Raw genomic sequence first — 14,281 nt, 5'->3', positions numbered from 1 at the left:
CGATCTCACTCCAGCCGAGGGGGACCTCCCGCCAGCGCGTCCGTGATCCACCGCCGCACCGGATCCCGTAGCGGCAGCCTGAGCGCCTCCTCCGGGGTGAACCACCCCGTCGCGGTGGTCTCCTCCCGGTCGGGGCGCGGCTCGCCCGACACCACGTCGGCCCGCAGCACCACGACGAACTGCTGGCGCACCGCACCGCGCACCGAGCGGACGACGTGCCCCGGGTCGGTGTACAGCCCCACCAGGCCCGTCACCCGCACGTCGACCCCGGTCTCCTCGGCGGTTTCGCGCACCGCGGTGGCGATCGCGTTCTCCCCGACCTCGACCTGCCCTCCCGGCAGCTCCCAGGTGCCGTCGTCGCAGCGGCGCACCAGCAGCAGCCGACCGGCGGCGTCGCGCACGGCGACGAACACCGAGGGCACGACCGCGGCCGCCCGCGGCGCGGCCGGGTCGTGGAAGTGAACGCTGCGGACCGCTCCCGGCTCGCCCCCGCTGAGCTGCACCTCGCACCCCCGTCCGCCAGGGCCATCGTCCGATCAGCCGCCGATCCGGCGCGTCACCCGTCGTGGGTGAGCCGTGCCGCTGCGTCCGGTGCCACGGTCCGGTAGGACGTCGACGACCCGAGGGGGTTCCCGTGACCAGCACGATGGCTCGACCCCAGGGCACCTTCGGCTCCGAGCGGCCGCCGGCGGTCCGGACCGCCCGCGAACGCGCGGCGATGGGGCGGGCCGTACGGGTCCGCGTGCCACGCTCGGCGCACGCGGGCTTCACACCGGCCGCGGACCGCCCCGACCCGGTCACGCTGCTGCAGGACCAGGCCGCGGACCGGGTGGCGGACCTGCTGCCCATCCGGTACGGCCGCATGGCCGTCTCCGAGTTCACCTTCTTCCGAGGTGCCGCGGCGGTGATGGCGGCCGACCTCGCCACCACGCCCGACTCGGGGCTGGTCGTGCAGGCGTGCGGCGACGCGCACCTCAGCAACTTCGGCTTCTTCGCCTCGCCGGAGCGCCAGCTGGTGTTCGACATCAACGATTTCGACGAGACCCTGCCGGGCCCGTGGGAGTGGGACGTGAAGCGGCTCGCGGCCAGCGTCGAGGTCGCCGGCCGCGACCGCGGCCTCGACGACGCCGACCGGCGGGCCGCAGTGCGGGCCGCGTGCAGCTCCTACCGGGAGGCGATGCGGGGGTTCGCCGGGGCCACCAACCTCGAGGTCTGGTACGCCCACGCGAACGTCGACGCCCTGCGCAGGCAGTACCTCGGGCATCTCAAGGCGTCCCGGCGCAAGATGCTGGACCGCAGCCTCGACAAGGCCCGCACCCGCGACAACACGGGCGCCCTCGCCCGGTTCACCGCGATGGTCGACGGGCAGCCGCGGTTCACCGCGGACCCGCCGCTCGTCGTGCCGGTGCGCGACCTGCTCACCGAGGTCCCGGACATCGAGGCCTCGCTGTACGCGCTGCTGCGCCAGTACCGCGACACCTTGCCGGTGGAACGGCGGGTGCTGTTCGACCAGTACCGGGCGGTCGACCTCGCCCGCAAGGTGGTGGGCGTCGGCAGCGTCGGGACCCGGTGCTGGATGGTGCTGCTGCTCGGCCGGGACCCACAGGACCCGTTGTTCCTGCAGGCGAAGGAGGCCGGCACCTCGGTCCTGGAGACCCACCTGGGGCGCGCGGCCGAGAAGAACCACGGGCAGCGCGTGGTCATCGGGCAGCGGCTCATGCAGGCGGTGGGCGACATCTTCCTCGGGTGGCTGCGGGTGTCCGGCATCGAGGGCGCGGACCGGGACTTCTACCTGCGCCAGCTGCGCGACTGGAAGGGCTCCCTCGAGGTCGAGGAGATGCTCCCGCGGGGGTTGCGGCTGTACGCCGAGCTCTGCGGGTGGACCCTCGCCAGAGCGCACGCGCGCACCGGCGACCGGATCGCGATCGCGGCCTACCTCGGTTCGGGGCGCAGTTTCGACGACGCCCTCGTGCACTTCGCCGAGGCCTACGCGGACCAGAACGCACGCGACCACCGCGCGCTGGTCACCGCGATCACGGAGGGCCGCGTCGAGGCCACCGCCGGGGTGTGACCGGCAGTGCAGGCCAGGAGGCGACGTGGACCCGGGGACGCAGCGAGGGCAGGTGGGCGCCGCGGCCGCCGTCGTGGCCGGGCTGGGGCTCGTCGCGGGCAGGCGGCTGTGGGAGGCGGGCCGGCCGGTCCGCACGCTGGCGAGTGCGGTCCTGGGCCGGTCGGTGACCCTCGCCTCCGTGCTGGCCGGGCCCGATGCGGTCGCCGCGCTCGCCGCGCGGGGCCGGGAGGGCGGGGCCGAGCTGCAGCGGCAGGCGCGCGGGCTCCTGCGCCTGCTCGTCGGTGAGGTCCTCGCGGCGTTCCTCGAGACGACGGACCTGACCGCGCTGGTCCGCCGGCACGTCGACCTCGACGCGGTGGCTGCGGGGCTCGATCTGGACGCGGCCGTCGCCCGGGTCGATCTGGACGCGGCCGTCGCGCGGGTCGATCTGGACGCGGCCGTCGCGCGGGTCGACCTCGACGCGATCGCGCGCCGCCTGGACGTCGACGCCGTCGTGGCGGGGGTCGACCTGGACGCGATCGCGGACCGCCTCGACGTCGACGCCGTCGCCGCCCGGATCGACCTCGACGCGGTGATCGCCCGCATCGACCTCGTCGGCCTCGCCCGTGAGGTCATCGACGCGATCGACCTGCCGGAGATCGTGCGGCACTCGACCGGCTCGCTCACCTCGGACACCATCCGCGGGGTCCGCATCGAGGCCCGGCAGGCCGACGACGCCGTCGCCGGCTTCGTCGACCGCCTCCTGCACCGGCCGCGCCAGGCCCCGGCCGGCCCGTGAACAGCCCGCCGGACCCGCGGCCGGCCGGCATCGTCACACGCGTGGTGGCGGCGGCCGTCGACCTGGTCGTCGTGCTCGTGATGAGCGGCGGGGTGTTCCTCGCCGCGGCGGCCGCGCGGTTCGCCTGGTCACCGCTGACCTTCCGGTGGCCCAGCCCGCCGTGGGCGCTGGTGCTCGCCGTGGGCGCGGTGATCGCCGGCGCGTACCTGACGATCGCCTGGGCGACGACGGGGCGCACCTACGGTGCGGCGGTCCTCGGGCTGCGCGTGCTGACCGCGCGCCACCTCAAGCTGGGGTGGGCGCGCGCGGCCCTGCGCGCCACCCTGTGCCTGCTCTTCCCGCCCGGCCTGCTGTGGGCGGCCATCACCCGGCGCCGTCGCTCGCTGCAGGACGCGCTGCTGCTCAGCGAGGTCGTCTACGACTGGAGCGACGACGCGGGGCTCGCCGCGTCCGCGCCGGAACCACCGGGGAGGGCCGGCCGATGGACGTGACGGCGATCCTGCTGGTCGCAGGGCTGGTGTTCCTGTGGGGCGTGCTGTCGGGCCGGCTCGAGCGCGACGACCTGACCGCGCCGATCGTGTTCGTCGTGGCCGGAGGGCTCTGCTCCGCGGCCGGCACCGTCGACCGGCAGACGGCCACCGCCGTGCTCGAACCCCTGGCCGAGCTCACCCTGGTCTGGGTGCTGTTCTCCGACGCGGCGGGCGTTCCGTTCCGTGAGCTGCGCGCGGACGTGGGCCGGATCCTGCGCCTGCTGGCCATCGGGCTGCCGCTCACCGTCCTCGCCGGGTGGGGCCTGGCCACCTGGCTCTTCCCGGGCCTGGGCCTCTGGCTCGCCCTGCTCGTCGCCGCCGCGCTCGCCCCCACCGACGCCGCACTGGGGCTCCCGGTCGTCACCGACCGGAGGGTGCCGTCCCGGATCCGCCGTCTGATCACGGTGGAGAGCGGGCTGAACGACGGCATCGTCACGCCCGTCGTCATGGTCGCGCTCGCGGGCGCCGCAACGGCCGAGGCGGTCCACGCTGCGCCGAGCGTGGGGGAGGCCCTGGCCGAACTCGCGATCGGCGTGGTCGTCGGCGGCGGGACCGGGCTCGCCGGCGGGAGCCTCCTGCGGCGGGCCCGCGATCGTGGGTTGGCCGCCGAGGATTTCGCCGGCGCCGCGGTGCTCGCCCTCGCCCTCGTGGCCTACACCGCGGCGTTGTGGCTGCACGGGAACGGGTTCGTCGCCGCCTTCTGCGCGGGGCTGGCGTTCGGGGTCGCCGCCGGGCGCCGCGGTCCGGCCGAGCTGGTGTTCCTCGAGCAGACGGGCGGGCTGGTGTCGCTGCTGGTGTGGTTCGCGTTCGGTGCGCTGGCGGTCCCGATCGTTGCCGAGCGGGCCGATCTCCTCGTCGTCGCGTACGCGGTGCTCAGCCTCACCCTCGTGCGGATGGTGCCGGTGGCGATCGCCTGCCTGGGTGCCGGGTTCGACCGGCCGACCGTCCTGTTCATCGGCTGGTTCGGCCCGCGCGGGCTAGCGTCGCTGGTGTTCGCGCTGCTCGCCCTCGAGGAGCTCGGGGACCCGGCGGGCCTCGCCATCGCGATCATCGGTGTCACCGTGCTGCTCAGCGTCGTCGCGCACGGCCTCAGCGCAGCCCCGCTCGTCTCGCGCATCAGTGCAGCGCGAGTTTGAGCAGGATGATGACCATGCCGAGGCTCGCGCTGACCGCGCCCCAGCCGATCGCCCCGGTTGTGGACGTCCCGGCGCGACGGGCCGCCACGTGCCCGAGCGCGCCCAGCAGCAGGGTGGCTGTGATCAGCGCGGAGAGCACGCCGGTGCGCAGGTTGCCGGTGAGGGTCCCGACCACCAGCAGCACCGCCAGCGGCGTGTAGGCCGACTCGATCATCGGCCGGCCCTGCCGGAGCGCCGCGCGGACCCGGGCGCGTCGCTGCGGCCCGCTCACCGCGGCGCCCAGCACCTGGGCGTACCGCTCCGCGGCCCAGTAGACGACCACCGTGACCAGCACGGTCACGACCACGTCCTGCATGGTGCCGTGCAGGCTGGCCGCGGCCATGGCGGCGGCCCCGACGACCGTGCCGTGGATCGCGTGGGCGAGCTCGCGGCTCGAGCTCCACCTCCGTCGTTGCCAACCGAGGAACCTACCGAGCAGGTGGCGCCGCGCGGGTGCCGCGGCCGGGCCGTCGCTCGCCATGGCACCAGCGTGCGGAGATCCGCCGGTCGCGCACCACCCGCCCGGGGTGATGCCGCTCGGACCGCGCCGGCCCTACCGCGCGGCGGTGGGCGACGAGCTGTCCGGCGGCCCGCCGGGCCCGCCCTGGAGGTGGACCCGCACCCGCTCCCACCGGGCACCGCAGCACGTGCAGAGGACGTCGACGGTGCCGTCCCGGTGTTCGCGCATCACCCACACGTCGACGACGCCGACGGCGGTCTCGAATCGATAGCGGTCCTGCATCCGGTGCATGTCCACCCCTCCGACCCACCGTGCCGGATGTGCGCCCGTTCAGCTGACCGGACGCTCCAAGGTCAGGAGCAGCCCCTCGACGGCTCCCGGCCCGATCCGTCCCTTCACGTCGGCGTGCGTGATCGACTTGAGCATCCAGCCCTGCCGCGCCTCGTCGTTCAGGATCTCCTCCAACTTGCTCCCGGACAGCGCCCCTCCGATCCGGCTCTCCCGGAGCTCCAGAACGCGGTACTCCACCCGCTGGGTGACATCGGAACGTCGCATGGCCCGACAGTGCCGACCCGGTGGGCCCCCCGGCGTCCCCTGCAGCGGGTGAATCACCTCGACAGCGCCGAGGCGGCCGCCCGGATCCGGGCCCTGTAGGAATCCCGGCGCAGGACTCTCGGCCCATGCGGGTGGGGTCTGCAGGCGCTGTCGTGGCGCGCGCGGATCCCGGCACCCTGCTCGACGTGACCGGCAGCCTTCCCCGGCGCGGTACCGACCGCGCCGAGGACGTGATCGCGTGGGTGCTGGGCGTCGCCGCCCTGCTGCTGCTCGCGGCCGCGATCGTGACCGGTCTGGCCGTCCACCGCCACGAGAGCGAGCGCGCCGACATCGAGGCCGCCACGGTGTCGCAGACGCGCGCCGTCCTGCTCGACGACGCGAAGGTGCAGATCGGCTACTCGGGCGAGCAGCTGGCGGCGCAGGTGCCTGCCCGCTGGATCGACCGCGCCGGGCGCGAGCACACCGGCCTCGTCGTGGTCGAGCGGACGCTGCCGGCGGGCTCCGAGGTCGACGTGTGGATCGACGAAGCGGGCGAGCGGGTACCCCGCCCGACCACGCAGGTGAACGCGGTGGTCGGCGGCATCGTCGCCGCGTCCGGCGTGCTGATCGCCGGTGGCTCGCTGCTCGCCGCGGCGTGGCTGGCCGTGCGCCTCGCCACGGCGGCGATCAACGCCCGGCGGTGGAACAGCGAGTGGACGGCGGTGGAGCCGGACTGGCGCCGCGACGTCCTGTGACGCCGGTTCAGGCCCGCGCCGCGCCGCGCCGCGCCGGGGCCCGGACGGAGTCGCGCCTGCGCACCTCGCCTGCGAGGCGGATCGTCGTCGCGGCCGGCGCGGCGTCCCCGCCGATCCGCGCGACGAGTTCGTGGGCGGCCCGCCTGCCCATCTCGGCAAGCGGCGGCGCGAAGGTGGTGATGGCGGGCTGCCACAGCTCGAACCACTCGGGATCGCCGAGGCCGGCCAGTGAGAGGTCCTCCGGGATCCGTACCCCGCGGGCCCGCGCCCACCGCAGCACCCCCATCACCAGGCGGCTGCTCAGGGCCACCACGGCGGTGGGGAGGTCGGGCTCGATCCGCGCCATCGCCTCGGCGCCGCCGTCGGCGCTGAACTCGGTGACGACCACCCGGTACCGCGGCCCGCTCGCCGCGTCCTCCACCAGGCCGGCGGCGTCGGCCGCCTGCCGGAACCCGCTCGTGCGTTCCTCGCTGGTGGACAGCTGCGGGGCGCCGACCAGCGCGACGAGGTCGGAGTGCCCGGCGTCGACCAGGTGCCGGGTCAGCTCGGCCACTCCCGCGACGTCGTCGCTGACGACGGCCGTGGCGGTGGCCGTGCGGGTGTGCCGGTTGAGCTGCACCACCGGGAGCCCGAGCGGCGGTGCGGCGTGGGGGTCGACCGGGACGTGCACCACGCCGTCGACCTGCCGGTCGAGCATCGTGTCCCACGCGTGCCGCTCGCCCTCCACGCTGTTGCCGGTGCTGGTGACGAGCAGCTGGTAGCCCGCCGCGTCCAGTTCGGCCTGCAGGACGGCGGCGCTGGCCGTGTAGAACTCGTTGTGGATGTCCGGGAGCATCAGCCCGACCACGTGGCTGCGCCGCTCGCGCAGGGCCCGGGCGGCCGCGTTGCGGCGGTAACCGAGCTCGGCCGCGGCGTCGAGCACCCGCTGCCGGGTCTCGGCGTCGACGTAGCCCTTCCCGCTGATGGCGCGCGACGCCGTGCCCACACCGACCCCGGCCAGCCGGGCCACGTCCGCGAGAGTGCTCACGGGGCGAACCTACTGGCCGGGGCGGTGCTCACGGCGTCACGGGAGCGCCAGGCCGATCATCGAGCCGATCCCGACCGTCGCGAGCAGGATCAACGGGATCGTCGCCAGGTCGGCGACCACACCGGTGCGGATCATGCGGATCATCGGCACGTAACCGGAGCCGTAGACGATGGCGTTCGGCGGCGTCGAGACCGGCAGCATCGCGCCCGCGTTGCCGCCGAAGATCGCCGCCATCGCCGGGATCAGCGGGTCCACGCCGATCGCGGTCGCGATCGGGACGATGATCGGCACCGCGATCCCGACCGAGGCCGTGTTGCTGGTGGTCTCCGAGATCACCATCGCGAGGACCACCGCGACCAGGCAGAGCAGCAGCGTCGACCGCACGCCGGTGAGGCCGGCGACCGCGGCCCCGAAGCTGTCGGCCAGGCCGGTCGCGTTCATCATCCGGCCGATCGTGAGGCCGACGCCGACCAGCACCACGGTGCCCCAGTCGATCTTCGCCGCGTCCGCCCAGGTGAGCGTCCGGCCGCCCGCGCCGGTCGGCAGGAAGAACAGCAGGCCCGCCGCGGCGACCACGACCGCACCCTCGTCGAGGCGGCTGATCACGCTCGCCGCCGGCGTGTCCGGGGTGACGACGCCCAGGGTCTCCAGCAGCGAGGGCACCACCCAGAGGGTCACGGTCACCGCGAAGACCCGCAGCACGTTTCGTTCCCCACCGCTCATCCGCCCGAGCGCGCGGTGCGCGGCGCGGAAGTGCTCCTGCCCGCCGGGGATGCGGCGGGTCTCGGGCCGGTTCAGCAGCACGAGCGCGCCGAACATCACCGCGCCGAGCGCGAGGACGTAGGGCGCGGACATGGACAGCCAGTCGAACAGCGGGATCCGGTAGCCGGTCATCTCCTCGACCGCGCCGCGCCCGATGACGTTCGCGATCCCGGTGATCGGGGTGAGCACCGAGCCCACGCCCGCGCCGTAGGCGATCGCCAGCATGAGCATGCACGAGAACCGGGTGCGGTACCCGGTGATCGACGGGTCCTGCTCCCGCACGAGGTCGCCGACGGTGCGGACGACACCGACGCCGATCGGCAGCAGCATCGCCGCGGTGGCCGACGCCGACACCAGCGTCGCCAGCAGCGTCGCGACCACGCCGAAGGCCAGCGCGGTGCGGTAGGTGCTGTTCCCGACCCCGGGCAGCGACAGCACCCGCGGCGCGAAGCGGCGGTCGAGGCCGTGCACGGTCATCGCCCTGGCCAGCAGGAACGCGCCGACCACCAGGAACACGGTGGGCGAGCCGAACGCCCCGAACACCTCCGACGGCGTGCCGACCCCGAGCAGCACCAGCAGCGCGATGCCCATCAGCGCCGTGGCCGCGATCGGGATCGTCTCGCAGATCCACAGCACGATCACGAACGCCAGCACCGCGAGCATGCCGCGCTGCGCGGCCGGCATCCCGCCCGGCCAGAGCAGGGCCAGGGCCATCAGCGGGAGGACCGCGACCGCGCCGACCCGGGAACGGGCCCGGTCGAACCGGTTGTCCGGCCCCTCGACGTCGGCGGCCGGGGCGGCGGCGGATTCGATCTGCGCGCTCACGACGCCAGCTCCGCGAGCGGGGTGCCGGCGATCGCGAGCGCCGGGACGCCTGCCCAGCCGCGCACCGCGGCGTCGGCGATCCGGGCGGCCTCGCCGACGTAGTCGTCGGCGGTCACCAGCGGGTCGGGCAGCAGGTCGCGCCTGCCCTTCTCGGCGGCCACGTCGGGCAGCACCTCGGCGAGGGTGCGCCCGGCGGTCCGGGTGCGCGCGGCGGCCTCGTAGACGAGGTCGTGCGCGTGCTCGCGCCCCATCGCGGCGGCGAGGGAGATCATCTGCGCCTCCGCCATGACGAGGCCGCCGTCCTGCTCGAGGTTGGCGCGCATCCGCTCGGCGTCCACCCGCATGCCCTCGACGACCACGAGCGTCTCGGCCAGCGCGGTGCCGGCCAGCACGGCGAGCTGTGGGACGACCTGCCACTCGATCTGCCACTCGCCTGCCGCCCGCTCGTGCCCCGCTTCCTGCACCCGGGCGAGCGACGACGCCAGCGCCCCCGCGGTGCCCGCGAGCCCGATCACGATCTCCGAGGAGATGGGGTTGACCTTCTGCGGCATCGTGGAGGACGCGCCGCGGTGGGTCTCGTACGGCTCGAAGACCTCGCCGATCTCGGTGCGCGACAGGTCCACGACGTTGCGGGCGAGCTTCGCGCAGGTGGCGGTCAGCGTGGTGCAGAGCCAGCCGAACTCCGCCACGCCGTCGCGGTCGACGTGCCACGGCACGTCGGTGTGGTGCAGGCCCAGCAGGCCGGCCATCGTGGCGCGCACCTGCGCGGAGCGCGGGCCCAGCGCAGCCGCGGTCCCGCCCGCGCCGAACAGCGACACCAGCGCGATCCGCGGCGCCGCCTGGGCGAGTCGCTCGCGCTGGCGGGCGAACTGCGCCAGCAGCGAGCCGAGGGTGGCGCCGAACGTGGTGGGAACGGCTTGCTGGGCGTGGGTGCGGGCGGCCATCACCGTGGTGGCGTGCTCCGTGACCCGCGCGGCGAGGGCGTCACCGAGGCGGCCCAGCGCCCGGTCCAGGGCCGCCAGCGAGCGCGCCATCTGCAGGGCGAGCCCCGTGTCCATGATGTCCTGGGTGGTGGCGCCGTAGTGCACGCGGCCGTCGGGGCCGGGCGGGAGCGCCGCGCTGATCGCCCGGACCAGGCCGAGGATCGGGTAGCCGACGGTGCGGGCGCTCGTCCAGAGAGCGGCCGCGTCGACGTTGCCCGGGCGGGCGGCGGCGACGATCGCGTCGGCGTCGTCGCGGGTGATCACGCCGTGCTCGGCCTGCGCGCGGGCCAGCGCCCGCTCCGCTGCGAGCCAGGCCTCGATCGAGCTCTGTTCTGAGAAGATCTCCAGCTGTTCCCCGTCGCCCGCGAGGTGGACGAGCAGGGAGAAGGGGGACCGCCCCGCGGTCGGGGTCATCGTCGAACCTCCATGGCGCTCCGTGTGGAATGGATTCCACTATGGAATCCATTCCACGTCGCGTCAATCCCTGCCGGGCTACGCCTTGAGGTTCTCCGCGAAGAAGTCCCCGAGCTTCGCGACGGCCTGACCCACGTACTCCGGCCGGTCGTAGAGGTCGTAGTGGCCGGCGCCGTCGACGACCAACAGGTCCTTGGTGCCGGTCGCCCGCCGGAACAGCTCGCGGCCGTCCTCGTAGGAGCCGGAGCTCCCGATCCGGTTGCCCACGACGATCTGCAGGGGCTGGGTGAGCAGCTCCTCCACCAGGTGGAACGCGTCGAACGCGAGCAGCGACGCCACGCTCGTGAAGCGGAGCCGGTTGTCCGACCGCTCGTGCCGCCCCCGGGGAGTGCGGTAGTAGTCGACCGCCTCGAGCATGTCGGAGTCGGTGATGCCGGCCTCCGCCGCCGCCTCGGGGCTCTCGGGCGTCCAGCTCGTGATCAGCGGTGCCGCACCCCGGGCCTCGGCCGTGCGCTGCCGGCCGACGGCCTCGAGCGCCTCGCCCACGGACGCCCCGGCGCGGTACGCCCTGCCGATGTTGATCACCGAGACCACGCCCACGGCCTTGATCCGGTGCTCGGTCATCGCCGCGTTCACGGCGTACCCCCCGCCCGCGCACACGCCGAGCACACCGATCCGCTCGTCGTCCACGTGGCCGAGGGTGGTCAGGAAGTCGACGGCACAGCGGATGTCCTCCACCCGCGCGGCCGGCTCCTCCTGGTGGCGCGGCTCGCCACCGCTCTCGCCCTGATGGGAGGCGTCGAACGCCAGCGTCACGTACCCCTTCTCGGCCAGGTGCCGGGCGTAGATCCCGGCCGTCTGCTCCTTCACGCCGCTGCCCGGGTGCACGGTGACGATCGCGGGGTACCTCCTGCCCGCGTCGAACCCGGGCGGCAGGTGGAGGTCGCCTGCGATGTCGATGTTCCTGTTGCTGAATACGACGCTGCGTACTGGTGAATCCACGACCGCAAGCCTGCTCGTGCTGTGCCGGACTGTGAATGCTCTGGAGTGCGTGCTTCTTGCGCTAGAGTCCGATCGTGCCGGATCCGCTGTCCGAGGTGCTCGCGTTGGCCGACGCCCGCTGCGTGATCTCCGGCGGCTTCCGCACCGGCGGGGAGTTCGCGGTCCGGTACGAGGTGGACGCCCAGGTCAAGCTGGACGCCGTCGTCGGCGGCTCCTGCTGGCTCGTCGTCGACGACGGCCCGCCGGTGCGGATCGCCGCGGGCGAGGCGGTCGTGCTCAACGGGATCACGACGATGGTGCTGTGCAGCGACCCCCGCCTGCGGCCGGTCGACGCCACCGGTCCCACCGCCGAGAGCAGCCCGGTCGCGCAGCTGCGTGCCGGCGGGGACGTCGCGATCCTCGGTGGCCACGTCGACCTCGACCCCGCCGCGGCGGCCCTGATCACCTCGGCCCTTCCCGCGGTGACCCATGTGCGGGCGTCCAGCCCCGAGGCGGGGGAGATGCGCCGGCTGCTCGAACGCATCGTCGAGGAGACGGCCGCCGCCCGCCCGGGCGCGAGCTTCGCCGCCGACCAGCTCGCCCAGCTCCTCCTGCTCGAGGTCCTGCGCGCGGGCCTGCGGCAGGACGCGCTCACGCAGCCCGGCTCACTGGGCCTGCTCGCCGATCCCCAGCTGCTCCCGGCGGTGACCCTGATGCACGCCGACCCGGCCCGCGACTGGGGCCTCGCCGACCTCGCCGCCGCGGCCGGCATGTCGCGCAGCCACTTCGCCCACCGCTTCCGCGAGGTCTCCGGCCGGCCCCCGCTGACCTACCTGGCGCACTGGCGCATCCGGCTCGCCGAGCGGGCGCTGCGCGACTCCGACACCACGGTGGCCGCCCTGGCCAGGCGCCTCGGCTACGCCTCCGAGAGCTCGTTCAGCCACGCCTTCACCCGCATCACGGGCACGTCCCCGAGTCGTCACCGGCGCCGCGCCGCCGCTCGAACTCCGCTGCCAGCAGGTCGAGCAGGCCCGGGAACCGGCGCTCGACGTCCGACCGGCGCAGCCTGATCCCCTTCCGGTTGCCGTAGTCGGTGTCGCGGATGAGCCACCGGCGCGAGGTCCGCACGCGCCAGCGCCGCGTCAACCTGGTGGCCGCCCTGATGAGTCCCCCACACCCGCGGGGGACTCGCGGTGCGCAACGCCATCGGCCACACCGTCGGCCGCGTCATGCGCACCGCCGCTCCCGATGCGGCCGACGCCCGGGCAGCACACCAGCGCGGCTGACGCGGCCTCCCGGCACCATGATCACCGGCCGGGCGCGAAAACCGACACCTGGCGTCGGGAAACGCGCCGGTCCGCTGATCAAGCTGTAGGTCCCGCGCGACGATCCACCCCCGTAGCCGGAGTCGCTCCGGGGGTGCGCCTACCCGTCCCCGGTGGGCGGGCCACCCACCGCGGGCCGTCGACGCAGGACCTACCAGGCGCGCAGCGCCTCCTGCCACACGTCGAAGAGCTCGTCCGCGGCCTCCGGCGCGCAGACGAGGATGCCGCCCCGGTCGGGGAACGGTCGCTGCGCCCCGGACTCGTCGCGCACCGCGAGCCCGGCCTCGGCGCAGGCGAACGCGGCGGCGAGGTGGTCCTCGGGGTGGAACTCGCTGATGATCGCCCCGGTGCCGCGGCCGGCAGCGACGTGGCCCAGGGCGAGCGTGCCGCTGCCCATCACGCGGACGGTGCACGCGCGGTCGGCGAGCGCGGCGAGCAGCTGCGCCATCCCGGGCCACGGCCGGTGCGCGGCCCACTCCGTGAGGAGCACGCCGCCGGAGAGCCGCGCACGGTGCGCCGGGCGCGCGCCGGGGACCGGCCGACCGTTCACCGTGACGCCCTTCCCGGCGACGGCCAGCACGACCTCGTCGCGCCACGGGTCGGCGACGACGCCGACCAGGGGCGTCGCGCCCACGGCGAGCGCGAGCGAGAACGACGTCCACGGGAGTCCGGCCACCAGGTTCGTGGTGCCGTCGACCGGGTCGCAGTACCAGGTGGGGCCGTCGGTGGCGACGCCACCGAACTCCTCGCCCACCACCGTGTGCCCGGGGAGGCGGTCCGCGACCAGCGCGCGCACCTCGCGTTCGACCGCCCGGTCCACGTCGGTGACGAGGTCGGCGGCGTGCGCCTTCTCCTGCACCACGCCGAGCGGGGCGGCTCGGACGATCCGCATCGCGATACCGGCGGCCTCCTCGGCGACCCGGGCCGCCTCTGCCAGCTCCTCAGGCGGCACCGTCGAGCCCATCGAGCACCCTCCGCAACTTCCCGATCCGATTGGTGATCATGGCGTCCATGCCGCGGCGCAGCAGGTCGCCCATCACCGGCTCGTCGTCGACCGTCCAGCAGCACGCGGCCATGCCACGGTCGTGGGCCCAGGTCACGACGTCCGCTGCCATGGTGCGCCAGTTCGGGTTGAACGCCTCCGGGGCGAGGGCCTCGACGGTCGGCTCCGGCGGGTAGTCCGCGCTGTCCCACGAGAGCAGGAGCCGCGCGTCCGGGTCGGCGGAGCGCACCCGCGCGAGCGCGTCCGTCGCCCCGCACCAGAGCACCTCGTGCGGGGCGAGCGCCGCCGCACCCACCCGCTCGCGTACGACGTCGTAGGCGGGTCCGGCGGCGAGCGGTTCGGGCATGTCGATCAGCAGCCCCACCCCGCTGCCCGCGATGTGGTCGAGGGCCTCGGTGAGGGTCGGGATCCCGGCGGGCAGGTCGGCGGCCAGGACGGCGTCGACCCGTGCCGGCATGCCCCAGAGCCGCTCGAGCGTGGCGTCGTGCAGGAGCACCACCGCGCCGTCCGAGGTGAGCCGGACGTCGATCTCGACGAGATCGGCGCCCTGGTCGACGGCCGCGCCGATGGCCGGCAGCGTGTTCTCCCGGTTCCGGACGGGGTCTCCGCGATGTGCGATGGCCAGTGCCGTGTCGCCGGTGCCTCCCGGCGTCATCGG

The 14,281-nt window shown here is 74.7% G+C and carries 16 protein-coding genes; 6 read left to right on the top strand and 10 right to left on the bottom strand.

All coding sequences use genetic code 11. The annotated features are described in order from the left end of the window. Window positions 1-5: 5 nt before the first annotated feature. On the bottom strand, window positions 6-503 hold the full coding sequence (locus ACFPL3_RS26140; RefSeq protein WP_343941492.1) for an NUDIX hydrolase: 498 nt from the start codon (window positions 501-503) through the stop codon (window positions 6-8). Window positions 504-634: 131 nt separating this feature from the next. Between ACFPL3_RS26140 and ACFPL3_RS26135 the strand changes: the two genes are divergently transcribed. The 4 genes from ACFPL3_RS26135 to ACFPL3_RS26120 are packed head-to-tail and all read left to right on the top strand — an operon-like array spanning window position 635 to window position 4,515. Then, entirely contained in the window at window positions 635-2,071 is a 1,437-nt protein-coding gene (locus ACFPL3_RS26135; protein ID WP_343941491.1) for a DUF2252 domain-containing protein, read from the top strand. Window positions 2,072-2,096: 25 nt separating this feature from the next. Next, window positions 2,097-2,849: a hypothetical protein gene (locus ACFPL3_RS26130; protein WP_343941490.1), complete on the top strand. Its 753-nt coding sequence runs from the start codon at window positions 2,097-2,099 to the stop codon at window positions 2,847-2,849. Beyond that, a complete protein-coding gene (locus ACFPL3_RS26125; RefSeq protein WP_343941489.1) occupies window positions 2,846-3,340 on the top strand; it encodes an RDD family protein in 495 nt (164 codons plus the stop codon). Before ACFPL3_RS26130 ends, ACFPL3_RS26125 begins: the two co-directional genes overlap by 4 nt. Further along, the gene (locus tag ACFPL3_RS26120) at window positions 3,331-4,515 is read left to right on the top strand and encodes a cation:proton antiporter domain-containing protein (RefSeq protein ID WP_343941488.1); all 1,185 of its coding nucleotides are present in this window, start codon (window positions 3,331-3,333) and stop codon (window positions 4,513-4,515) included. Before ACFPL3_RS26125 ends, ACFPL3_RS26120 begins: the two co-directional genes overlap by 10 nt. Here the strand turns inward: ACFPL3_RS26120 and ACFPL3_RS26115 are convergent. The 3 genes from ACFPL3_RS26115 to ACFPL3_RS26105 form a co-directional block, all read right to left on the bottom strand. Beyond that, complete coding sequence (locus ACFPL3_RS26115) at window positions 4,496-5,035, bottom strand: hypothetical protein (RefSeq protein ID WP_343941487.1); 540 nt, start codon at window positions 5,033-5,035, stop codon at window positions 4,496-4,498. The two genes, ACFPL3_RS26120 and ACFPL3_RS26115, sit on opposite strands and share 20 nt — an antisense overlap. A 72-nt stretch (window positions 5,036-5,107) precedes the next feature. Continuing rightward, window positions 5,108-5,305 carry a hypothetical protein gene (locus ACFPL3_RS26110; RefSeq protein WP_343941486.1) on the bottom strand — a complete coding sequence of 66 codons (198 nt, stop codon included), beginning with the start codon at window positions 5,303-5,305 and terminating at the stop codon, window positions 5,108-5,110. Between the two features lie 39 nt (window positions 5,306-5,344). Then, entirely contained in the window at window positions 5,345-5,569 is a 225-nt protein-coding gene (locus ACFPL3_RS26105) for a DUF4177 domain-containing protein (protein ID WP_343941485.1), read from the bottom strand. A 125-nt stretch (window positions 5,570-5,694) separates the two neighbouring features. Between ACFPL3_RS26105 and ACFPL3_RS26100 the strand changes: the two genes are divergently transcribed. Beyond that, entirely contained in the window at window positions 5,695-6,303 is a 609-nt protein-coding gene (locus ACFPL3_RS26100; RefSeq protein ID WP_343941484.1) for an Rv1733c family protein, read from the top strand. A gap of 7 nt (window positions 6,304-6,310) precedes the next feature. Here ACFPL3_RS26100 and ACFPL3_RS26095 read toward each other — a convergent pair whose 3' ends face one another. The 4 genes from ACFPL3_RS26095 to ACFPL3_RS26080 form a co-directional block, all read right to left on the bottom strand. Next, a complete protein-coding gene (locus ACFPL3_RS26095; protein WP_379589689.1) occupies window positions 6,311-7,330 on the bottom strand; it encodes a LacI family DNA-binding transcriptional regulator in 1,020 nt (339 codons plus the stop codon). Between the two features lie 36 nt (window positions 7,331-7,366). Continuing rightward, window positions 7,367-8,917, bottom strand: coding sequence for an SLC13 family permease (locus ACFPL3_RS26090; protein WP_343941482.1), 1,551 nt, complete (start codon window positions 8,915-8,917; stop codon window positions 7,367-7,369). Then, complete coding sequence (locus ACFPL3_RS26085) at window positions 8,914-10,314, bottom strand: lyase family protein (RefSeq protein WP_343941481.1); 1,401 nt, start codon at window positions 10,312-10,314, stop codon at window positions 8,914-8,916. The genes ACFPL3_RS26090 and ACFPL3_RS26085 overlap by 4 nt, the downstream gene beginning before the upstream one ends. Before the next feature lie 78 nt (window positions 10,315-10,392). Beyond that, window positions 10,393-11,316, bottom strand: a complete 924-nt coding sequence (locus ACFPL3_RS26080) for an alpha/beta hydrolase (RefSeq protein WP_343941480.1) — start codon at window positions 11,314-11,316, stop codon at window positions 10,393-10,395. A 74-nt stretch (window positions 11,317-11,390) separates the two neighbouring features. On the opposite strand from ACFPL3_RS26080, the gene ACFPL3_RS26075 reads away from it, so the two are divergent. Beyond that, a complete protein-coding gene (locus ACFPL3_RS26075) occupies window positions 11,391-12,365 on the top strand; it encodes an AraC family transcriptional regulator (RefSeq protein WP_343941479.1) in 975 nt (324 codons plus the stop codon). Between the two features lie 406 nt (window positions 12,366-12,771). Here ACFPL3_RS26075 and ACFPL3_RS26070 read toward each other — a convergent pair whose 3' ends face one another. Then, a complete protein-coding gene (locus ACFPL3_RS26070; RefSeq protein WP_343941478.1) occupies window positions 12,772-13,584 on the bottom strand; it encodes an inositol monophosphatase family protein in 813 nt (270 codons plus the stop codon). Next, window positions 13,562-14,278 (bottom strand): glycerophosphodiester phosphodiesterase, encoded by a 717-nt coding sequence (locus ACFPL3_RS26065; RefSeq protein ID WP_343941477.1) that lies wholly within the window; start codon window positions 14,276-14,278, stop codon window positions 13,562-13,564. Before ACFPL3_RS26065 ends, ACFPL3_RS26070 begins: the two co-directional genes overlap by 23 nt. Window positions 14,279-14,281 lie beyond the last annotated feature (3 nt).

The sequence above is a fragment of the Pseudonocardia zijingensis genome, from assembly GCF_042657305.1.
In the GTDB taxonomy this organism is placed as follows: domain Bacteria; phylum Actinomycetota; class Actinomycetes; order Mycobacteriales; family Pseudonocardiaceae; genus Pseudonocardia; species Pseudonocardia zijingensis.
This window is presented reverse-complemented; position numbering and strand designations above follow the sequence as displayed.

Excerpts from the sequence above, each read along its gene's own strand:
- ACFPL3_RS26100 (WP_343941484.1), top strand. The coding sequence starts at position 5,695 with ATGCGGGTGGGGTCTGCAGGCGCTGTCGTGGCGCGCGCGGATCCCGGC.
- ACFPL3_RS26105 (WP_343941485.1), bottom strand. The coding sequence starts at position 5,569 with ATGCGACGTTCCGATGTCACCCAGCGGGTGGAGTACCGCGTTCTGGAG.
- ACFPL3_RS26070 (WP_343941478.1), bottom strand. The coding sequence starts at position 13,584 with ATGGGCTCGACGGTGCCGCCTGAGGAGCTGGCAGAGGCGGCCCGGGTC.
- ACFPL3_RS26115 (WP_343941487.1), bottom strand. The coding sequence starts at position 5,035 with ATGGCGAGCGACGGCCCGGCCGCGGCACCCGCGCGGCGCCACCTGCTC.
- ACFPL3_RS26065 (WP_343941477.1), bottom strand. The coding sequence starts at position 14,278 with ATGACGCCGGGAGGCACCGGCGACACGGCACTGGCCATCGCACATCGC.
- ACFPL3_RS26110 (WP_343941486.1), bottom strand. The coding sequence starts at position 5,305 with ATGCACCGGATGCAGGACCGCTATCGATTCGAGACCGCCGTCGGCGTC.
- ACFPL3_RS26120 (WP_343941488.1), top strand. The coding sequence starts at position 3,331 with ATGGACGTGACGGCGATCCTGCTGGTCGCAGGGCTGGTGTTCCTGTGG.
- ACFPL3_RS26085 (WP_343941481.1), bottom strand. The coding sequence starts at position 10,314 with ATGACCCCGACCGCGGGGCGGTCCCCCTTCTCCCTGCTCGTCCACCTC.